Annotated in this window: 17 protein-coding genes; 9 read left to right on the forward strand and 8 right to left on the reverse strand. The window is 42.1% G+C overall.

Going from position 1 to position 22,311, the window contains the following annotated elements:
• Position 1 precedes the first annotated feature (1 nt).
• Together BM375_RS09110 and BM375_RS09115 are read right to left on the reverse strand one after the other, a co-directional pair.
• Entirely contained in the window at positions 2-1,651 is a 1,650-nt protein-coding gene (locus BM375_RS09110) for an amidohydrolase (protein ID WP_093365445.1), read from the reverse strand.
• Between the two features lie 99 nt (positions 1,652-1,750).
• Entirely contained in the window at positions 1,751-2,161 is a 411-nt protein-coding gene (locus BM375_RS09115; protein WP_093365447.1) for a BrxA/BrxB family bacilliredoxin, read from the reverse strand.
• 173 nt (positions 2,162-2,334) lie between these two features.
• Between BM375_RS09115 and ahcY the strand changes: the two genes are divergently transcribed.
• Positions 2,335-3,651 (forward strand): adenosylhomocysteinase, encoded by a 1,317-nt coding sequence (ahcY, locus tag BM375_RS09120; RefSeq protein ID WP_093365449.1) that lies wholly within the window; start codon positions 2,335-2,337, stop codon positions 3,649-3,651.
• 32 nt (positions 3,652-3,683) lie between these two features.
• Here the strand turns inward: ahcY and BM375_RS09125 are convergent, their stop codons facing one another.
• The 3 genes from BM375_RS09125 to upp all read right to left on the reverse strand — a co-directional run bounded on the left by BM375_RS09125 (position 3,684) and on the right by upp (position 5,732).
• Entirely contained in the window at positions 3,684-4,205 is a 522-nt protein-coding gene (locus tag BM375_RS09125; RefSeq protein WP_093365791.1) for an AAA family ATPase, read from the reverse strand.
• Positions 4,206-4,394: 189 nt separating this feature from the next.
• On the reverse strand, positions 4,395-4,868 hold the full coding sequence (locus tag BM375_RS09130; protein ID WP_093365451.1) for a ribonuclease H-like YkuK family protein: 474 nt from the start codon (positions 4,866-4,868) through the stop codon (positions 4,395-4,397).
• Between the two features lie 219 nt (positions 4,869-5,087).
• Positions 5,088-5,732 carry a uracil phosphoribosyltransferase gene (gene upp, locus BM375_RS09135; RefSeq protein ID WP_093365453.1) on the reverse strand — a complete coding sequence of 215 codons (645 nt, stop codon included), beginning with the start codon at positions 5,730-5,732 and terminating at the stop codon, positions 5,088-5,090.
• An 898-nt stretch (positions 5,733-6,630) separates the two neighbouring features.
• Here upp and uvrB point away from each other — a divergent pair.
• From uvrB to BM375_RS09160, 5 genes are all read left to right on the forward strand, one after another.
• On the forward strand, positions 6,631-8,661 hold the full coding sequence (gene uvrB, locus BM375_RS09140; protein WP_093365455.1) for an excinuclease ABC subunit UvrB: 2,031 nt from the start codon (positions 6,631-6,633) through the stop codon (positions 8,659-8,661).
• Positions 8,662-8,977: 316 nt separating this feature from the next.
• The gene (proB, locus tag BM375_RS09145) at positions 8,978-10,012 is read left to right on the forward strand and encodes a glutamate 5-kinase (protein WP_093365457.1); all 1,035 of its coding nucleotides are present in this window, start codon (positions 8,978-8,980) and stop codon (positions 10,010-10,012) included.
• A 15-nt stretch (positions 10,013-10,027) separates the two neighbouring features.
• Positions 10,028-11,275 (forward strand): glutamate-5-semialdehyde dehydrogenase, encoded by a 1,248-nt coding sequence (locus BM375_RS09150; protein WP_093365459.1) that lies wholly within the window; start codon positions 10,028-10,030, stop codon positions 11,273-11,275.
• 4 nt (positions 11,276-11,279) lie between these two features.
• On the forward strand, positions 11,280-11,684 hold the full coding sequence (locus BM375_RS09155) for a hypothetical protein (protein ID WP_093365461.1): 405 nt from the start codon (positions 11,280-11,282) through the stop codon (positions 11,682-11,684).
• 287 nt (positions 11,685-11,971) lie between these two features.
• Positions 11,972-12,607 carry a peroxiredoxin gene (locus tag BM375_RS09160; protein WP_093365463.1) on the forward strand — a complete coding sequence of 212 codons (636 nt, stop codon included), beginning with the start codon at positions 11,972-11,974 and terminating at the stop codon, positions 12,605-12,607.
• A gap of 38 nt (positions 12,608-12,645) precedes the next feature.
• Here the strand turns inward: BM375_RS09160 and BM375_RS09165 are convergent, their stop codons facing one another.
• The 3 genes from BM375_RS09165 to BM375_RS09175 all read right to left on the reverse strand — a co-directional run bounded on the left by BM375_RS09165 (position 12,646) and on the right by BM375_RS09175 (position 16,016).
• On the reverse strand, positions 12,646-13,743 hold the full coding sequence (locus BM375_RS09165; RefSeq protein ID WP_093365465.1) for a S1C family serine protease: 1,098 nt from the start codon (positions 13,741-13,743) through the stop codon (positions 12,646-12,648).
• Positions 13,744-13,758: 15 nt separating this feature from the next.
• Positions 13,759-14,328: an RNA polymerase sigma factor gene (locus BM375_RS09170; protein WP_093365466.1), complete on the reverse strand. Its 570-nt coding sequence runs from the start codon at positions 14,326-14,328 to the stop codon at positions 13,759-13,761.
• Positions 14,329-14,453: 125 nt separating this feature from the next.
• On the reverse strand, positions 14,454-16,016 hold the full coding sequence (locus BM375_RS09175) for an SUMF1/EgtB/PvdO family nonheme iron enzyme (protein WP_093365468.1): 1,563 nt from the start codon (positions 16,014-16,016) through the stop codon (positions 14,454-14,456).
• 189 nt (positions 16,017-16,205) lie between these two features.
• Between BM375_RS09175 and ispF the strand changes: the two genes are divergently transcribed.
• The 3 genes from ispF to BM375_RS09190 all read left to right on the forward strand — a co-directional run bounded on the left by ispF (position 16,206) and on the right by BM375_RS09190 (position 22,200).
• A complete protein-coding gene (gene ispF / locus BM375_RS09180; RefSeq protein ID WP_093365469.1) occupies positions 16,206-16,682 on the forward strand; it encodes a 2-C-methyl-D-erythritol 2,4-cyclodiphosphate synthase in 477 nt (158 codons plus the stop codon).
• Positions 16,683-16,748: 66 nt separating this feature from the next.
• Positions 16,749-19,934, forward strand: coding sequence for a type IX secretion system periplasmic lipoprotein PorW/SprE (gene porW, locus BM375_RS09185; RefSeq protein WP_093365471.1), 3,186 nt, complete (start codon positions 16,749-16,751; stop codon positions 19,932-19,934).
• Between the two features lie 19 nt (positions 19,935-19,953).
• Positions 19,954-22,200, forward strand: coding sequence for a penicillin-binding protein 1A (locus tag BM375_RS09190; RefSeq protein ID WP_093365473.1), 2,247 nt, complete (start codon positions 19,954-19,956; stop codon positions 22,198-22,200).
• Positions 22,201-22,311: the final 111 nt, after the last annotated feature.

Below are 22,311 nucleotides of genomic sequence, written 5' to 3' on the forward strand. Positions count from 1 at the left end.
CCTACAGTCTAAGAAATACAGTTTCACCAGCGATAACCGTGCGTAACGTTTTGATATTGCGGAGCTTTTGCTCAGGAGCGATCATGATATCGTCCTCTAAAATAACGAAATCCGCATCTTTTCCCTTTTCAATGCTACCTCGTTTTTTCTCCTGGAAGCACGAATACGCAGCCCAAATCGTCATTCCTCGAAGGGCTTCCTCACGAGAAATGGCATTTTCCATCTGAAAGCCTCCTTGCGGAAACCCAGATTTATCTACCCGTGCCACAGCGGCATGAAATCCATATAGCGGATTAAAATGTTCCACCGGAAAATCACTGCCTAGCGCCAACATACCATATTGTTGCAACAGCTGCTTGTATGCATAGGCATGTTTTATCCGGTTATTGCCCAACCGTTCTTCTGCCCAGTACATATCCGAAGTAGCGTGGGTAGGCTGTACCGAAGGAATGATATGAAACTGTGCGAACTTAGAGAAATCAGCCGAATCGATAATTTGCGCATGCTCTATCCGCCATCTTCTTTTTTTCGGGTCTTTTAAATATTTACCGTAGGTATCCAACATAATTCTGTTCGCAGAATCGCCGATAGCATGCGTGTTGACCTGAAAATTCGTGTTGGCTAATTTCTTAATCATCTGTTCAAACTCCTGCGGACTGTGTAGCAGAAAGCCTTTAGTGGGAGAGTCATGATAATGATCCAATAGGCATGCGCCTCGTGAACCTAAAGCGCCATCAGCCATGATTTTAAAGGAACGGATGGTTAGCCGGTCACCTTCATGAAAACCTTCCCTGATTTGCTTGTCAATCTGATGCGGGTCGGCGGCTATCATTGCATAGTCCCGTATTTTTAAAGAATCATGTTGATAGAATTTTTTGAGTAAATCCAATTGTTCGATGGCTAATCCGGCATCAACAATAGAGGTGAGTCCAACGGATAATAAAGAATCCTGCGCTTTTCGTAAAGCAGCCAGCAGTTCATGTTCCTCACTCTCGGGAATATGCTTGGCAACGATGTTCATGGCATTGTCTACGAGAATTCCTGTAGGGTGGTTTAAGCTATCAACGAAAATCAATCCTCCTTCTACGGTTTCAGTGTGGGTGCTATCCAAGCGAGCTGTTTTCATCGCTTTGGAGTTGACCCATGCCGCATGGTAATCCACGCGGGAGAGGTAAATGGGTGTTTCGGGGAAATACTTATCCAAGCTATCCTTTGTCGGAAATTCTTTCTCTGACCAGAGGTTCTGATCCCAACCGCCGCCTACGATCCATTTTTTTTCAGGATGGGAGGCATGGTATACCTGTAGTCGCAGAATAATATCGGCTATCGATTTGCTGCCGCTTAGGTCAACTTGCTCCAATAGGTCTGCCAACATGAAAAAATGAGCATGAGCATCGTAGAACCCTGGATACACAGCTTTGCCCTGTGCGTCTATCGTCTCTTTTGCAATGTATTTCTTTTTGATTTCTGCGGTAGTTCCTATATCTATGAAAATGCCGTTTTTGACTGCAAAAGCCTCCGTTTGAGAAAATGCAGAATCTACAGTATAGACCTTGGCATTGTATACAATCAGGTCCACCTCTTTGTTGGTCGTACAGCTGCTCAGACCTATAAGAAGGATAGCAAAAGTCACAAAATATAGAAGCTTCATGGTGTAGTTGAACTAATTTTTGGTCTACAAGATACTAAAAAAGCCCGTCCAAAGGAAGTTGGGCGGGCTTTTTAATTCAAAAAATTAAAAAATACTTGCTTAACAATATTCTTCGAAGGCAGCAACCAAGTTGTCTGCAATCATTTGAGCAGGACGGCCTTCAATCATGTGTCTTTCGATGATATGTACTAATTTACCATCTTTGAAAAGTGCCATTGCCGGAGAAGAAGGAGGATAAGGAAGCATGTATTCACGTGCTTTGTCTACAGCTTCTTTTTCCATACCGGCAAAAACGGTCACTAATTTGGCTGGTTTTTTTCCGTTCTCTACTGCGAAGCGTGCTGCTGGTCTTGCATTGGCCGCTGCACAACCGCAAACAGAGTTTACCACCACAAAAACGGTTCCTTCTGAAGGAATGGCTGCATCTACGTCAGCAGCAGTTTTTAATTCTTGAAAGCCAGCGTCTACCAATTCTTGACGCATTGGGGCTACTAAATATTCTGGATACATTTCTTTATATTAAAAAGTCAAAAAATTACACTACTCAATAAGGTACAAATATAATCCTCTCGTCGTGTAAAATCAACCCTGCACTCTTAAATGAATGTCACAATATAACAGTCTGGTTTTGATTTACGTTGTTTATCAGCTATTTTTGCAATTCGATTTAAAAAAGAAATACTATGTCGTCAGTAGAAACTACTTATGTCCCTTACCGTGTTAAAGACATCTCTTTGGCCGAGTGGGGTAGAAAAGAAATAGAATTGGCAGAAGCTGAAATGCCGGGTTTGATGAGTTTGCGTAAAGAATACGGTGCTTCAAAACCATTGAAAGGGGCGAGAATTGCAGGTTGTTTGCACATGACCATTCAAACGGCAGTTTTGATTGAAACATTGGTAGAGTTGGGAGCAGAAGTAAGTTGGTCTTCTTGTAATATTTTTTCTACGCAAGACCATGCCGCTGCTGCGATAGCTGCTGCTGGTATTCCGGTTTACGCATGGAAAGGATTGACCGAGGAGGAATTTAACTGGTGTATTGAACAAACGTTGTTCTTTGGAGAGGAGCGCCAGCCGTTGAATATGATTTTGGATGATGGTGGCGATCTGACGAATATGGTTTTTGATAAATTCCCTGAGCTCATTGATGGTATCAAAGGTCTTTCTGAAGAAACGACAACTGGTGTGCACCGTCTTTATGAGCGTATGAAAAACGGTACGTTGCATTTGCCTGCCATTAATGTGAATGACTCGGTTACAAAATCCAAGTTTGATAACAAATATGGTTGTCGCGAATCATTGGTGGATGCTATCCGCCGTGCTACGGACCTGATGTTGGCAGGTAAAGTTGCTGTGGTAGCGGGTTATGGCGATGTGGGTAAAGGTTCGGCAGAGTCTTTGCGTTCTGCCGGTGTGCGTGTTATCGTGACCGAAATCGATCCTATCTGTGCTTTGCAGGCTGCTATGGAAGGCTATGAAGTGAAGAAAATGGCGGATGCAGTGAAAGAAGCAAATATTGTTGTGACAACAACTGGAAACTTTAATATTATTCGTCCGGAGCATTTCTTGGCAATGAAGGATAAAACTGTTGTTTGTAATATCGGACACTTCGACAATGAAATTGATGTGGCTTGGTTGAACACAAACTACGGTTCGACAAAAGTAGAGATCAAACCGCAAGTAGATAAATACACTATCGATGGTAAAGATGTTATCTTGTTGGCTGAAGGACGTTTAGTCAACTTGGGATGTGCGACTGGTCATCCATCCTTTGTGATGTCTAACTCGTTCACTAACCAAACTCTGGCACAGATTGAGCTATGGGTGCATTCGGACAAATACGAGAAGCAAGTTTATACTTTGCCGAAACATTTAGATGAAAAAGTAGCACGTTTACACTTGGCGCATATTGGCGTAGAATTGGAAACGTTGACAGAAGAGCAAGCTGCTTATATCGGTGTGACGGTAGATGGACCTTATAAACCGGAAGCTTACCGATATTAATTATTGCTGTAGAGACGTAGCATGCTACGTCTCTACATTTTAATAGCACCTAAAGCATTACTAAACCTTTCCTCTCCTTGTCCTGAGATTACAGTGTAATTCGCATTCAGGGCATTTAATTCTTTTTCCCACACCTGCATAAAATGTTCGCGTTGTTCGGGGAAATCACGTAATGGGTCATCCTGCCAAGGCAGATCAATATCCATTAGGAGATAATGGTCATATTTTCTGGTCATAATTTCCTGTTTGACCTCCTGTGGAGTATCACCAAAAAGATGGTCACACCATATTTTAACCGTGAGGATAGTGGTGTCGCAAACCAAAATCCCATTCTGGGCCAATGGTGTCAATGCGTGCTCCAGTGCCAATTGCCCATAAAACATATTCACTTCATCCTGTAATGTGTATTGCTTGTTTAGGTTGGCACAGTAATATCTGGCGTATTCCGGTACACAAACGGTGTGGAGGGTTTGGGCAAGATATTTTGCCATGGTTGACTTACCTGTTGACTCCGGGCCGACTACGGCTATTTTTTTTAAAGAAGTGTTCACTATTTCTGAAGGCTCTACTTGCAATTACAATAATACTAAAAGTGGTGGAAAGAAAGTTTATTCCTGTAAAGAAAATGGGAATGTGCCGTAAAAAAGCATGTTGAAGAAGAGGTGAAAAAGCCATTTATATCTTTAAAAGGGATTTAAAGATACATTCCCGATATCGGTATAGTTGCGTTAGCCTAGATGTGCCTATTGCACGATGCGGTCTGCGCAGCTGGTGCTGGCAAAAGACTCGGGCTTCGCTTTAAACTGAAATCCCATTCCCAAAATATAGCCCATGGCTTCTTTCAAAGCGATATTGGATTCAAAATGAGGATTGGTGTTAATGTCTGCGTGGACTTCTAAATCGATATGGTATTGGTCTAATAAGGGACAAAGCTGATAAGCTATGTCAATGGATTTTTGTACTTCGTACAGCATCCGTTCTTTGAGGCTCATTTTGTGTTCTTTTTTATCACGGTGGATGAACATAAAACCGCCTCGGTGTTCACGTAGGAAAACGATAACAGTTGCAAACTCGATTATTCCTCTTTTTACCTGAGAGTCCGTTCCGATATACACTTTTAGTTTGTTCCCTAAGTGTGCTTCCGTGCGGATGATTTCCTCAACGGCTTCGGTAATGGGCTTGTGGATGGTTTCGCCATTGTATTTTTGCCAGTTCATAATGGATGTAATTTTGTAGTGAAGTTAATATTATGTTGTTCATTTTCTGTTAATTTCGTTTTAAGTTTTTGTGTCCTCTCCCTCAGTCCCTCCCCAAAGGAGAGGGAAGCTAAATTAGTTACCTGTATAGTTTATCTGCAATCGCAAAGCATTTTCCACTTTCAATTGATCATTTTCCACTCTCAAATCTTCTCATTTCCAAATTCCCTCATTTCCAAATTATTCCTTATTGCCATATGCCAAATCCCCAGCATCTCCTAAGCCCGGCACAATATAGGCTTTGGAGGTTAGTTCATTGTCGACTGCTCCAATCCAAAGATGTACTTCGGGCAAGAACGCACGAACATGTTGCAGGCCTTCCTCAGAGGCAATGACGGATGCAATGTGCATTTCCTTGATATTGTAATCGGCTAGTAAATCCTTGCAGCATAGCACTAAACTTTTCCCCGTAGCCAGCATTGGGTCAGCTATGATAACGATTTTATCATCCAGATTGGGCGTATTACAGTATTTTTTGTGGATTTCCATTTCGCCACTTTTCTTGGTGTGTCGATAGGCTGCAATAAAAGCATTATCAGCTTTGTCAAAAACGTTCAACATACCTTGGTGAAATGGCAATCCTGCGCGGATAATGGTAGCTAAAACAGGTTGTTCTTCCAATAAATTGTGTTCTGCGACACCCAATGGTGTTTCAACGGATTCTGGATGATAGGTTAAAGTCTTGCTGATTTCGTAGGCCATAACTTCGCCCAGCCGCTCCAAATTTCTCCGAAACCGCATACGGTCTTGTTGTATCTGAATGTCTCGCAGCTCTGCTAGATAATGGTTGGCAATGCTGTTCTCTTTGGTCAAAATAGTTACCATAGCAGTTAGATTTAGTACTACTAATTTAATAAAAAAAAACTGAATTATTGTTTTTATACGGTATATGGACACAGGGAAAACGCATCTTAATTTTTATACTTAAAAAATATGGACGTTTTATTTAATCAATGTTTTGTCGCTCAAGCTCCCGAAAGCATTCGGGACACGGCACGACTGGCTCATACTTTTGTCTTGCCAAAAGTATGCAAAAGCGTGTCGCTGAAAAGCTTTGACCAAATGGATAGTGCAAAAAGTATCTTTCTACATGGTCAAAACGTTTGATGCGTCCCACATCCCCGCACTTATCCCGCATCGAGAATAGTTTAAGGCGACATTTATTGTTAAGGAGGGATTGGTGCGAGTAGAGGAAGACGATTCTCATCGCCTCTTATACTAAGCAACGCGAATTCGGTATCTGTCTCATCCCAGTGGCGGAAAAACCAAGGAAATCGCGATGGGATGTGGAGGAGGGAAAGGCATGGAACTATTGTACGAAGCTAACTAAAGAGCTTCGGGCAGTTGTTTCAGCTTTGGGAGGGATTTCCTTTGTGAGCGTTGGGATTGTGTGCCGTGTCTCGGCTCTGACGAGGACAAGCCATCCGCCGACCGGCGGAGACAAAGGGTTTTGATTACTTTTGGCCTCAAAATTGCAAAGCAATCATCCATTCCCTTGAAAATAAACACGAATGGATAACTAATGCCTTGTCCCGGCGAGGGACGGAAAGGTTGTGAGGTGGGAAAAATCGACAATTGTCGAATGAAGACGTCCGTTTTCATCCAATACAACTCGCTATAAAAAACTATTTTTGATACGTTTAGCCTTTCTTCATGACAATCTTTCGATAAACTATGTCGGATTTTTGAGTAACTTTATATTTCGTTCAGTGAGATCAGATAAATGAAATTTAATTTAACTTCCGAATATCGGCCGACAGGCGACCAACCACAAGCTATTAAACAGTTAGTTGAAGGTGTGGATCAAGGTGAAGAATACCAAACACTATTGGGCGTAACAGGATCAGGTAAGACTTTTACTATTGCCAATGTTATTCAAGAGACACAGCGACCTACATTGATATTGAGTCATAATAAGACCTTAGCTGCACAACTTTACGGAGAGTTCAAACAGTTTTTCCCCGACAATGCCGTCAACTATTTTGTGTCATATTACGATTATTACCAGCCCGAGGCATTTATAGCTTCTTCCAATACCTATATCGAAAAGGATTTACAGATTAACGAGGAAATTGAGAAGCTCCGATTGGCAACGACTTCATCGTTGATGTCCGGTCGTCGTGACATTGTGGTCGTTTCGTCTGTCTCCTGTATCTACGGTATGGGTAACCCGGAGGATTTTTCCCGTTCGATTTTCCGCTTTGCAGTCGGTATGACCATTAGCCGAAATGCGTTCCTACATCGCCTGGTGGAAATTCTGTACGCACGGACGACCGCTGATTTCAAGCGGGGGACTTTCCGGGTGAAAGGCGATATTGTTGATGTGTATCCAGCCTATTTGGACAATGCCTTCCGTATTTCGTTTTTTGGAGACGAGATTGATGAAATCAGCGAAATTGACCCAATTTCAGGGAAGACTATTTCGCGTATGGAGGACATCGCTTTATTCCCTGCGAATCTATTCGTTACACCTAAAGAAAAATTCACGCAGTCCATTTGGGCAATACAGGAAGAATTGGTGCAGCGCAAAGCACAATTAGAGGATGAGGGGAGGATGTTGGAGGCAAAACGTCTGGAAGAACGCGTGAATTATGATTTAGAGATGATGCGGGAATTGGGTTATTGTTCGGGTATTGAGAACTATTCACGTTTCTTCGACGGACGGAAACCAGGGATGCGTCCTTTCTGTTTGTTGGATTATTTTCCGGAGGATTATCTGTTGGTTATCGATGAGAGCCATGTAACCTTGCCGCAATTGCGGGCGATGTATGGAGGGGACCGTTCTAGAAAAATTTCTTTGGTCGAACATGGGTTCCGTCTGCCTGCTGCTTTGGATAACAGGCCGCTGAACTTTCCGGAATTTGAATCGTTGACGAATCAGACGATCTATGTTTCTGCTACGCCCGGAGATTATGAGCTCCAGCAGACTGAAGGTGTGGTTGTGGAACAGGTTATTCGACCGACAGGTCTTTTGGACCCTGTTATTGAGGTTCATCCTGCCATCAACCAAGTGGATGATTTTCTGGAAGAGGTTGATAAAACGATAAAAGAAGGAGGTCGTATATTAGCGACTACACTGACCAAGCGGATGGCAGAGGAACTCACCAAGTATATGAGTCGGTTGAATATCAAGGTGCGTTATATACACTCCGAAATTAAGACATTGGAGCGTGTGGAAATTCTCCGGGGTTTGCGTTTGGGTGAATTTGATGTATTGGTAGGTGTAAATCTGTTGCGTGAAGGACTGGATTTGCCAGAAGTAACATTGGTGGCTATTTTGGATGCAGATAAGGAAGGGTTTTTGCGCTCGGAGCGTTCGCTGATACAGACTATTGGGCGGGCGGCCCGTAATGAAAAAGGGCGTGTTATTATGTATGCGGATCACATGACAGATAGCATGCGTGTCACGATAGAGGAGACCAACAGGAGGAGAGAAAAGCAGATTGCTTATAATACGGAGCATGGTATCGTACCGCGTACTGTCGGTAAGACCAGAGAGGAGATCCTAGAACAAACTTCCGTAGCTGACTTTAAGCCCGGAGAACCAAAAGCTTATGTTGAACCGGATGCTGCGGCAGCTATTGCAGCAGACCCAGTGATGGAATATATGGGTAAAAATGATATGAAAAAGGCTCTTGATAACGTTCGGAAGAAAATGGAAAAAGCAGCAAAAGAAATGGATTTTCTGGAAGCAGCAAAATTGCGGGATGAGATGTTTGCTATGGAGAAACTTTTCGAAGAGCGTTTTGGGTAAAAGTGTATTCGTTTGAGCTTCTTTCTCGTACTCGTTTGAGCGTAGCGGTAACGAGTATGGAAAAAACAACACCCTCGTTTCAAAAACGAGGATGAGATGAGGGGGGTAGAAGACCGAAAGACAACTCTATCCTTAGTCTGTCGCGATGGACTGTTGCGTAGGGGACTCAGGACTTTTATATCCGGTAGTCTGAGACTACCCTTATTTCGTATCCTTAGAATGCTTCGCTAATTCTAAGGATAGTGGCGGATTTTGTTAAAAACATTCTTATATTTAGATTTTTGTAATAATTTAAAGTTTTTGTTAAGGATTTTTAATGAAAAAACCTGTTTTAGTTATAAAATTTGGTTCGGCAGCTATCACCACCAAAGAGGGCGAAATTGATGAGCGTACCGTGTTGGAAATAGCACGACAAACGGCTCAATTGCAGTCAAGGTATAATATTGTATTGGTTTCTTCAGGAGCGGTAGCAGCGGGAAAACGCTATCTGAAAAGTTATTCGGGTACTTTATCCGAGAAAAAAGCAGCAGCGGCTATAGGTAACCCTTTGCTCATTCGGACGTATAATACTTATTTCAAGCCTTTTAAAATCTCGCTTGCACAGAGTCTATGCGAGCGGCAGCACTTTGCTAACAGAGGTCAGTTTCTGCAATTGAAGAGCACCTATGAAGAGCTTTGGAAAAATAATATCATTCCAATCGCAAATGAGAATGATGTGGTGAGTAACAAAGAGTTGAAATTTTCGGATAATGATGAACTTGCGACTTTGATTGCGGTGGGATTTGGTGCAGAACAGGTACTGTTTACGACCTCCGTAGCCGGGTTATTGGATAGTAAGGGGAATGTTGTCCGAGAAATTCAAAAAATAGATAAAGAGGCTTTTGGTTTAGTGCGTAAGGATAAATCTTCTGTGGGTTTGGGAGGTATGGTATCCAAGTTAAATTTTGCCCATTTGGCGAATCAGATGGGTATAAAAGCTGTGATTTTCAGTATGCAAGAGCCTGATGGACTCCTAAAAGCGGTGAAAGGGGAGATAGGAACGGTTTGTTTGCCTGCGGAGAAGAAAGTGTCATCCCGTAAAAAATGGCTTGCCAGCGGTAGCCTGATTAAAGCGATGGTGAAAATTGATGCCGGAGCAGAACAAGCGCTCCAAAGCCGGAAAAGCTTATTGGCAGTTGGTGTTGTGGCAATCAATCAATCTTTCGATGCCGGCGAAGTTTTTCAGATAGCCAATGATGCTGGGGAAGTGTTGGCAGTAGCAAAAGCGAAGGTGGATGTATTGGATTTGGCTTCTATCCAAAAGAAAAAGAATATGGCGATAGCACATGCGGATGATATTGTCTTGTTGTAAAATAAAAAAATCAAAATGCAAACTCTGGAAAATCAATTGCGATATGCGCAAAAAGCAACAGGAGCATTGAAACGTTTGTCGGATAAGGATAAACAAGATGTGCTGGAAATATTCGCGGATACATTGGCAGTAAATGTGGATACTATTTTGGCTGAAAATATGAAAGATTTACAGCGAATGGACCCAAAGGACGCTCGATATGATAGGTTGTTGCTCAACCGGGAACGCATTTTGGCACTGGCGCAGAGCGTTCGGGATGTTGCTCTTCTAACCGATCCAACCAATGTCTTGTTATCTTCGAAAACGCTTCCGAATGGATTGCTGGTAGAGAAGAAAACCGTGGCACTGGGCGTGGTGGGCGTGATCTACGAATCGCGTCCGAATGTTACCGTTGATGTAGCAGCACTTTGTATCCGTTCGGGGAATGTATGTGTCTTGCGCGGTGGTTCCGATGCTTGGTTCACCAATACAGTATTGGTACAGTTGATACAGGAAGTGCTGGAACGACAGTCCTTGGATGTGCATATTGTTCAGTTGCTTCCTACAGACCGGGCGCTTGTTGCTGAACTGCTGACCGCAACAAAGTATGTGGATATTATCATTCCGCGAGGTTCGCAAGCCTTGATTGACTTTGTACGGGAAAACGCAAAAGTTCCGGTTATTGAGACAGGAGCGGGAGTTTGTCATACTTACGTAGAAGCTACAGCAGACTTAGATAAAGCAGCCAAGATTGTTGCTAACGCGAAGATATCGCGACCATCTGTTTGCAATGCTTTGGATACTGTATTACTGGATCGTGCGATTGCAGCGGACTTGTTAACGAAACTAATGCCTTATTTTAACGAAGCAGAAGTGAAAGTCTTTGCGGATGCGGATAGCTATTCGATATTAGAACAAGTGGAGTATCCCTATCTGGCACAAGCGGATGCAGAAGATTTCGGAAGAGAATTTTTGTCTTTACAATGTTCGTTAAAGGTTGTAGACTCTTTTGAGGAGGCGCTGGAACATATCGCACGCTACTCATCGAAACATTCAGAGTGTATCGTCACGGAAGATGCGGAAAAAGCAGCTATCTTTATGGATACCGTTGATGCGGCGGCAGTATATGTGAATGCGTCAACACGATTTACGGATGGAGGAGAATTTGGATTAGGAGCAGAAATCGGTATTTCCACGCAGAAATTACATGCACGGGGTCCTTTTGCTCTAGAAAAGCTGGTTACGGAGAAGTGGTTTGTTACGGGAAACGGACAGGTGAGATAGTGTTATGGGAATACGATTCGAAAAGGGAACTTTGATGCAATGGCAAAACGAAATGGCGAAGTATTTAAGGCTGTTGACGGATAAATACGATGCTTTTGATAATGATTGGGATTTAACTTTGTTGGAAGAAGGCTATCGAGAATTTTTTCATCAGCAACGTTCCTGGATGCTGGGACTGTCAAATGAAGCATTGCAGAAATATGTAGAGACGGAATTGGAAGAAGAGCAGATTCGTCCCTTAGCTTTGCTTTTTCTGCGTGACGCGGTGTTGCTGGAAGAAGGAGAGGAACAACAAAATTTATTGAAAAAATCCAAATTCTTATTGGAGTATGTATCTATTAAATTAGGTAGCTTTTCCTTTGAGGATTACGGTAACTTGTCATTAATCGATAGCAAGCTTAAAAAGTAATGGGAGTTGTTCGTAAAGGTTCAACTACTTAAAAACGCGTTCCCGAAAGCATTCGGGACGAGGAAGTATGACGACCGCGAAGCAGCTCCGAAGGAAAGCAATCTGCGTGTTCGTCTCACCAGATTGCTTCGTTGACTCGCAATGACGGTGACGACGAACTTTTCGAATACTTGGATTACCTATTATCACATTTTTGTTAAAAACAGGCATCGATTTTTGTTACTCATTAAAATCTACTATCTTAGTAGAGTAAATCAACTAAGTGTTTAATTTAATTCTAAAATAGTATGAGTTTAAGATTAGGAGATGATGCGCCAAATTTTCAAGCGCAGACTTCAATAGGAGAAATTGATTTCTATGAATATATCGATGGTAAATGGGTGGTTTTATATTCCCATCCTTCGGATTTCACCCCTGTTTGTACAACGGAATTGGGACGTACAGCACAGTTGAAGTCTGAATTTGAAAAGCGAAATGTTAAAGTGTTGGCATTAAGTGTGGATCCTGTAGAAGACCATCTTAATTGGATAAAAGATATCAACGAAACGCAAAACTGTGAGGTTGACTTCCCGATTATTGCAGATAGCGACCGTAAGGTAGCAGAATTATACGATATGATCCACCCGAATGCGTCAGCTACAGCGACTGTACGTTCTGTGTTTGTCATCGGTCCAGATAAAAAGGTGAAGCTTACGTTAACCTATCCCGCATCTACAGGACGGAATTTCTACGAAATCCTGCGTGTTATAGATTCTTTGCAGTTGACAGCTGACTATTCTGTAGCTACGCCTGCAGATTGGAAAGATGGTGAGGATGTTATCGTGGTGCCTGCTATCAAAACGGAGGATATACCTGCTAAATTCCCGAAAGGATATACAGAAATTAAACCTTATCTGCGTGTAACACCACAACCGAATAAGTAGTTAAAAGAAATGGCGCCACAATTGCGGCGCCATTTCTTTTAATATACTTTTACGATGTAGATGTAATCCTGCAAACGCTTAATCTGTTCTGTTCTTGAAAATCCACTAAGATTGTTTTTGTTATTTAGGATAATGTTTCCGCGCAAAGAATCGGCAGGGATACTATTTAGTGTTTCTACCAATGCTTTGGCTTTGATGGCAAATGCTGCTCCATCCAATCCTTTTTGTTTCCCACTGATGATTCCAATGACATTTCCTTCTTTATCCAAGACAGGGCCACCACTGTTTCCGGGATTTACCGGAATAGAAATCTGATAGGCTAGCGTATCGCCGGAGTAGCCCGTAGAAGAGCTAAGGTAGCCCTGGCCGTAAACAGCTTCATCACGAGGGAAACCAATCGTATAGATGTCTTCACCCAAATCAGAATCCGATTTTTTGAAAGTATAAGGGATGTTCTTGCTCGATTTGAAGGTCGAGTCGCTGATATGCAAAATTGCCAAATCTTTATCAGGATTCGTAAAGATAATATCTGCCTTGAAAGACTGCCCCTTGCTGTTCTGCAGATGTACAGAATCCGCTCCGTGGACTACGTGATAGTTAGTAACAACATAACCATTCCTAGTAATCATAAACCCTGTAGCACCGTAATGTGTAGCCTCTTTAGTTCCAGAGTTGCTATTGATGTTATTGATAGCCGCTTTTTGAGCATTCACGTTGCGTTTTACATTGTTCATCTCTCTCCGCAATTCACTATAACCAGAAGTTGTTTTCTTGAGATTGGAATAGTAGCCCGATAGCCATAGTGTAGAAAATACCGAAACAATGGCAATAGCTGCAGCCATACCCGCCGTAAACTTCAATTTATCCCAAAGTTGGATTACACGACCTTTTGGTGCGGCAGCAGGATGTGCTTTATGGTAAGTAGATGCTGTTTGATTTAAAGCGCTTTTAAACTGACTTCTGGCATCTGCTTGTTTGAAATTCTGGATAAATTGTTGATGTTGTTGAAAAAGGATGTCAAAACTGGGATACTCCTTACAAAAAGCCTCGAAACGCAAACGATCTGTTGCGGTCAATTCATCTTGCAGGTATAAATCTGCCCACTCTATAAACTCCTGTTGACTTAAACTCTTCATGCGTTGCTTAATGACTCACGATTTAAAAAATATTTTTTTTAGACGTTGAAGGCATTTGTATTTCTGTGTTTTAGCATTATCTGTATTGGTGTACCCAAATCGCTCGCAGATATCTGCCATAGACCTGTTCAAGATATAAAAATCCTGTAGAATAGTTTTGCAAGGCTCGCCGAGCCCCTCCAAAGCCTCTTCCATGTGAAGCAGGTTGTTTTCCAACACTTCATGCTCTTCTATTGCCTCGTCAGCTATCAAACGATCTTCATGATCGTCGATCAAATCGGTGTGATAACGTGACTTCCCTCGAGTAAGCTGTTTCAGCCACAAACGTTTCGAAACAGCATATAAGAATGTTTTGAGCTTGCTTGATAATTGAAAATTTCCCTGAGCGACTTTATCGTATAACACCATAACCGTCTCCTGAAAAATATCTTGTGCCTCCTCGTGGCTACCTTGATTATTGATAATCATCTTTGACACCACTGGGTAATAAGCTGTATACAGCTTTTGTATAGCTATGCTATCACCCGATTGGATACCAGTGATGATTTCTTCATCAGCTATGCTATCATTTTTCTCCTTACTCACTTATTAATACCTTAAAAGACAAATAGTAACCTTTGTATGATGAGAAACTTTTTTAAGTAGATGAAGCAGTATGGTGTACCGCTTAAAAAAAGCTCTCCATTTATTTGGAGAGCTTTAAGTATTCGCTAATGTTTAGAACCTGCGCGGCCTCCTGAGCTCTTGCCTTTAGTCGGGCCGAATATGTTGCCAACCATGGTCATCGCACAGCGGAAGCCTGTCATTGCACTAGATTCATCCTGTTGCATAAATCTTCTGGTTGCTGGATTTAACCAATAAGCACGATCATTCCATGAGCCTCCTTTATATACGCGACTTTTATCATTGACCAATGTCGTTTTGCCATAAAGTTCTTTCATCTCTTCATCGTCAAAGCCTCGCGCATCATATTGATAAGATGACGTCGTAGATTCATCGGCATTGGCAGCTTGAGCCTGCAGTTCTTCCCAAGTCTGTTTGCGTGGAGCTTTCGCAGGAACCTTTATAGGACGACCGTATTTATCTTTAGCTAAGACTCTTCCTTCCGTGTTTTCGTATTTGTTGTCCATGAAAACATTTCCGCGAAAAGGATTGAAATCTTCAAAATCTTCGAATGAGAGTTGGCGATATACGTCATTTACCCATTCATTTACATTGCCCGCCATGTTGTAAAGACCGAAATCGTTTGGTGCATAGCTGGTCACTGGTACAGTAATATCCCCACCATCGTTCAAATCGCCGGCTACGCCCATGTTATTACCGCTTGAAATCTTGAAGTTTGCCAACATGCGACCCTGGTTTTTGCGTCTGTCAGAGCGTACACCCAATCCACTCCATGGATAGATACGGCTGTTTTCGATATTTCCTTCCACGGTATTACCTATCAATCCCAAAGCGGCATACTCCCATTCTGCTTCTGTCGGCAAGCGGTAAGGTTGCTTCAATACACCATCCTCCATGCGCACAGTGCGTTTGGCTTCAGCCTCCGCTCCCGGCCGGTTGTCCTTCGGCATATTAGGTCCATCGATACCTTCGCCTTTCAATTGACCATTCAGGTAAATTTCCGTATTGAATGCATCGCCACTTGTTTTATTTTCCGAACGTGTTTTATAGTCTACCAAAACACCGGATTGTCTCAATATATTTTCATTTACACGGTCCGTACGCCATTGACAGTAGGCTGTAGCCTGTTCCCATGAAACACCCACTACAGGGTAATCCTGGAAAGATGGGTGACGGAGATATAGATTGACGTAGGGTTCATTATAAGAAAGGGGATGGCGCCAAACAAGAGAATCCGGTAGGGCATCGTAATAAAGTTTACCATCGTCCGGGAAATTTTGTGCTATCCAGTGGAGATACTCCAACCAATCTGCATTGGAAACCTCGGTTTCGTCAATATAAAAGGAAGCGACTGTAACCCGACGTCTTAGATTGTCATGTGAATAGCCCAAATCTTCATTTAAGCTACCGCCCATGACAAATGTGCCACCTTCGATGGCGACAAGTCCTGGTCCCGGAGTTTCCTTTATCTTTCTATTGATATGTAGACCACCATTATGAGGGTCATTATAAGTTACGCCTGTTTTACTCGATACATCACCACCTCGTCCGGAGCGTTTACTGCTGCAGGAAGATAGCGCTATGACCGTTGATAAGGCAACGGTTAGTGGGATAATCCCCTTGATCGAAAAATATTTCTTCAACATCATAAAATGTAATTATGCATTGTACGCTCCAAAAATAAGAAATAAAACTATATCCTTTTTATTTAAAAAGCTGTAAACCGTAGTAATTTAGCTACTTTAAATCTTAAAATTTGTTAAAATTAAGATTCGTGCAAAGGATGGAGGGATTTTTATGTTGAGTTCGTCAGGAATTGCATATTTTAGCCTGTAATTATGAAGATAAAGGTAGGTTTTGGTTTTGATGTTCACCAGATGAAGGAGGGGCATCCGTTTATTGTTGGAGGGGTACAGCTTAATCACCATGCTGGGGCATTTGGTCATTCGGATGCTGACGTTTTGGTGCATGCAATCTGTGATGCTATATTAGGGGCTGCAAATCTGGAGGATATTGGTTATCATTTTCCCAATACAGATCCAAAATGGAAGGGCGTGAGCAGCTTGATACTATTGGAAGAATGTGTGAGGTTGATTAAGGAAAAAGGGTTTTCATTAGGGAATATTGATGGAATGCTTTGTCTAGAAGCTCCCAAGATTAAACCTTATATTCCGGCGATGAAGGAGAATATTGCAAAGGCTGCCGGAATCGATATGGAAGATGTATCGATTAAAGCGACCACAAACGAGACTATGGGGTTTATCGGAAGAGAAGAGGGAGTGGTTGCTTACGCCGTTTGTCTACTGGAAAAATAATGCGGAGAGTTTAAAATTTTTAGCAGTGATATTACCGCGATTTGTGGTATTTTTGCAAATAGTATATTGGCTTTAAAATTCAGTAAGCCACTACAGTTAGTTGTCGCACACATGGTCACGAACCCACGTTATAGCAGGTCGAAACGTTTTCCCTTATACATAATAGGGATGCTGTTTTTAATGGTTTTTGTTTCTGCTTGCCAGACTTTTAAAAGCAAAGGTGGACGAAGACCATCTCAAGAAACAGATAGTACAAAGACGGATTTCGTTCAGAATTTCACTTCCAAATATAACATTCTTTACAATGCTAACCTCATGTTGGAGGGGGAGCGTAAAGGGATTTATAACGCTGCAAATAAGAATTATCAGGTTCGGCTGACCGTTTTTGACGAGCCCACGGCTAATGGTGATCCACATAAGGCAATGGACTCTCTTATACAGAAAGCCTATAAAATCGTTAATACGAAACAGGAAAGTAAGTATATTAATGAAGCCTACTATATTATAGGTCGAGCTTATTACCTCAAAGGAGCCTATTATACTGCTGCAGAATTTTTTGATAAGCTCATCAAAGACGCAGATGACGAACCGAAATATAAACCATTGGCTTACGCTTGGAAATCACGAACACTTTTGCAGATTAACAAACTGGAAGCGGCTGGAAAGGTAATCGATTCCGCATTTATGTTCTTGGATGGTAATGAAAAAAGCCGCACGTTTGTCAATGCCGCTATGGCTAATTATTTGGTTCGAGTAGGAAGAGTAGGAGAAGCTATACCTTTTCTAGAATATGCCTTGGAATCAAATAAAGACAGGTATGATAGAGGGCGCTGGCGTTTTTTGCTGGCACAATTGTACCGTGATAATGGACAAAAAGATAAAGCTTATCAATTGTTCAATAAATTAGCTAAGAGCAATGTGCCATTTGATATGTCGTTTGAAGCGGATCTGCAGGCAGCTTTTCTTGTCGGTGACCGTGGAGGATCGGGAATTGAGGGACGGGTAAAACCTTTGCGAGCAATGCTGAAAGAGGGAAAGAACATGGATTATAAAGATCAGATTCTTTACCAGATAGGCAGGATATACCTAGAGGAAGATGATGAGGAAAATGCTTTTAAGTTTTTCAATCTATCACTAGCCGAACCCAACGGAAGTGCGTACCAGACCACGGAAACATATTTGACTATTGCGGATTATCGTTTCGCACAAGAAAAATACCGCCAAGCTCAAAATTACTATGACAGTACCGCAACCGTTTTGCCGGCAGATTATACCGATGTGAACAAGGTGCGCCGAAAGTTGGTGTATATGACTGAATTGACTAATCTATATGAAGAAAACCTCTGGTTGGATACCTTGATTAGCTTAGGTAAGCTTAGTGAAGTCGATAGAACGGAACAAGCTTTGAAATATGCAGGTGCTAGTTTAATAGAGAAACAAAAGGAACTGGATAGACAAACGTATTTGGCGAAAAAAGGAAAAAAAGTTCAAGGAAATTCCAATAGTGTAAATTTTAATAATGCCTTTGCGACTCAACAAAATACGACGATGAATACCGGGATATCCAGTAATCAGTTTTATTTTAATAACCAGGATGCTTTGCTTTTGGGCGCATCCGAGTTTAAGCGCAAATGGGGAAATCGACAGCTGAAAGATGATTGGCGCTTTTCGGCTGACAATACGCAGCCTTTGGCCGCACAAAGTGGACAAGTACAAGATGATCAAGCGAAGCTTGCACCAAAGGACAGTTTTGATGCTGTTGGTTTTGTAGAGGCAGAAAAAGCACGCTACTTAAGTGCAGTACCAACTACGCAGGAAGGATTCGACACAACCTTGAAAACGATCCATGATAATATGGTGGTTATCGGGAATATATATCGAGATTATACACGAGATAATCAGGATGCGATTTTGGCTTACGAGGCTTTCTTAGCACGTTTTCCAAATACAGAAGCCGGAGCAGAAGTGTATTATTCCCTTTATCGTATGTATGACGGTATTGACCAAACGAAAAGTTTAGTTTATAAAAACCGTCTATTGGAGCTATTCCCGAATTCACTGCATGCCATGGTTGCTAAGGATCCATATTACATGGATAAAATCAATCGGGATAAACGAATTCTCGATCGCACATTTGAAAAACTGTTTGCGCTCTATACTGCAGGAGACCATGTGGCAGTGATTAGACAAGCGAATGAAGAGTTAGAAGGTGTTTTTCAAACCTCTGGTATGGTTGCTCAGATTGAGTACTTGAAAGCATTGGCTATAGGTCGGGTGGGGCGAGTGTCGGATTTTACCAATGCGTTGGAAAAAATCATCGAAAAATACCCAACGGATAGTTTGGTTGTACCTTTAGCTCAGGAAAACATTGCCTTTATCGAGAAAAATCCGGGGTTGTTTGTTAATCGGGTAAATGCTTTGCAGGATATTGATAAAAGTAGGATTGCATTTGTCGATGAACCGGATATGACGCCTTGGCCGGCTTTGCGTATCGATGGAGACTATCGTACGGGAGTAGCGATAGCACAGGTAAAGCCAAAGGAAGAGCCTGTTGTTGTTCCAGAAGAGGTTAAACAACCAGAACTCACGGAAGAAAAACGGCAGGAGATAGAGATGCTGTTGGCAGGCGAAATGGCTACCAAGCCGAAAGAAGTGAAATCAGGAACAAATATCGATGTGACAGGAGTATCTGGACCGCAGAAGAAAGCGGACGTGATTGTGGCAGATTTAGGAACGATTGAAGAAGAAAAAGTCGCTGCCCAATTGGAAACAGGAAATATCGCATCATCCAATGTTAATGGGGCTGGAATCAATGCCAACAAGAAGCTGGATGCCGGTGCGATGAATATCGGCAATATTCAGATAAATTATGGCCCTAATGAATACCGTGATAAAAAACTATTTCCAGACACGGCAACTTATTTCTTTACCGTCAATGTGATGGATCCTAAAGTAAATTTAGCACCAAGCCGATACGGAATCGGGCAATTTAACCGTTCTCGTTATGCACGGACGAACATCAACCACCAATTGCGTTTGGTTAATGCAGAAAACCAGTTGCTTTTTGTCGGCCCGTTCGAAACATACGAAGAAGTGAAGACTTATGAATCCAGAATCTTACCTTTGCTTCTGGAAATCATGAAAGTGCCAGAGGAAGATTATAATACATTTATCATCACGAGAGAAACAATCGGCACATTAACGGATGGTATACAGATTAAAAATTACCATCAAGTATATACAGAGCAATAATAGTTGTATTTAGCGTTCCATGAAGAGAGAATCAAAAAAAAATAAATTAACAGAAGAAGATGTAAAACGATATAACCGTACCTTTTGGGGGGTGTTGTTAGGTTTTGTAGTGTTTGGGGCTTTATTTATATTGAGTGTAAGGATTGGTGTGTTCGGGAAGTTACCATCCTTTCAAGAACTGGAAAATCCTAAGAGCAATCTGGCATCGGAAATATTGTCGGATGACTTAAAGGTATTGGGAACATATTACAAACATAATCGTTCGAATGTAAAATATAGCGAGCTGTCTCCGCATTTGATCCATGCATTGATTTCTACAGAAGATAAGCGTTTTTACGATCATTCAGGGATTGATTATTCCCGTATGATAACCTCGGTTTTCTACACGTTGATGGGAAATAAGCAGGGAGGGAGTACGATTACGCAACAGTTGGCACTTAACCTGTTTTCCGAGAAAAGGGAACGTAGTACCTTGAAACGTATCAAGCAAAAATTTCAGGAGTGGATTACAGCTGTGCGTTTAGAGCGTAGCTATACCAAAGAAGAGATTATCACGATGTATTTCAACACGGTTGATTTCGGTGCGTATAATACATTTGGTATCAAGTCGGCAGCGCGTACATATTTCAATACCACACCAGACTTACTTACGCCAGAGCAAGCAGCTCTTTTGGTCGGTATGCTCAAAGGGACATATATCTATTCGCCGGTTAAATTCCCTGAAAATGCAAAATCCAGAAGGAATACCGTATTGAATAATATGGCTGGACAAAAATTCCTGACCAAAGAAGAGTCCGAGAAAGCAAAGGCTACCCCTATTGATCTGCAATTGCGGATTTCTAATTATGGTGAAGGCTTGGCACCTTATTTTCGTGCGGTGTTAAAAGAGGAGATTAAGAAAGAGTTTCAACGTCTATCCATTACGAAAGCAGATGGTACACCATATGATCTGGATAAGGACGGTTTGAAAGTTTATACGCCGATTAATTACGCGATGCAGCAATATGCGGAAGAGTCGCAAAAGGAATGGATGAAAAAGCTGCAAAAGGATTTTGATAGGCAATATCGGAATTCAGATCCGTTCAAAGGTGATAATGCGCGGTTGTTGGTTAGCGGTATGCGCCGTTCTGATCGTTATCGTGTGTTGAAAGAGGCAGGTTTATCGCAGGAGGAAATCGAAAAAGAATTCAACAAGAAAGTGCCGATGAGCTTGTTTACTTATGAAGGCAACGTTGATACGGTGATGACACCCATGGACTCCATCCGCTACAATAAACTGTTCCTTCGCAATGCTGTAATGTCCATGGAACCGAAAACCGGTCATATTAAGGCCTGGGTTGGAGGGACGAGCTTTGAGCATTTTAAATTCGACCATGTGAAATTGGCTGAAAGACAGGTTGGTTCTACGGCGAAGCCATTTGTGTATGCATATGCTATAGATAATGGTTTTTCACCTTGTAACTCTGTTCCTAACCACATGCAGACATACGGGAACTGGACACCGCGAGGTACGGTACAAGGTGGTGATCCCATTACGCTGAAGAACGCTTTGAAATTCTCGCAAAACTTTGCGACCGCTTATATTATCAATGAGGTGGGGGCTGCCAATGTTGCGTCGCTTACCAAAAAAATGGGAATAACATCTAATGTGCCTAATTATCCGTCTATTGCTCTAGGCGCTTATGAAGCTTCGGTATATGATATGGTAGGCGCTTATTCGGCGTTGGTTAATCATGGAACGTGGATTGAACCTACCATGATTTTACGGATAGAGGATAAAAATGGAACCCCTATATACGATAAAGCACCGAAAGTAGTCAAAGCGTTGAATAGCGAAACGGCTTATATCATGGTGGACATGTTGAAAGGCGTAGTTGATGGAGGTACAGGGTCTCGTTTGAGACGTGCTGAATATGGTGGCTTGACCAATCCTATCGGTGGTAAAACCGGTACGACAAATGATAACTCGGATGCTTGGTTTATCGGCATCACCCCAGAATTAGTGACTGGTGTCTGGACAGGGGCTGAAGATAGAGGTATCCGCTTTTACAGCATGGCTTCAGGACAAGGTGCATCGGCTGCATTGCCAATCTTCGGTTTGTATATGAAGAAAGTATACAACGATAAGGAGCTGCATTATACGAAAGATGATTTTCCTTTGCCTCCTGGGGGGGTGACCCGAGAAGTAGACTGTAGCAAGTTTGTGCCTTTTCATGGTACTCCACAGGATGATGGACCATTGAATGATGACAGATTAGGTTTTTAAATAAGTGTGATGGGTACTGGCCTCGTCCATGTCCTCGTTCTCGTTTGTAACGAGGGTGTCTAGAGCACCATATTTAATAATCAAACTCATATATAACTTATGGGTCAACAG

The organism is Sphingobacterium wenxiniae (assembly GCF_900116225.1).
GTDB lineage: Bacteria > Bacteroidota > Bacteroidia > Sphingobacteriales > Sphingobacteriaceae > Sphingobacterium > Sphingobacterium wenxiniae.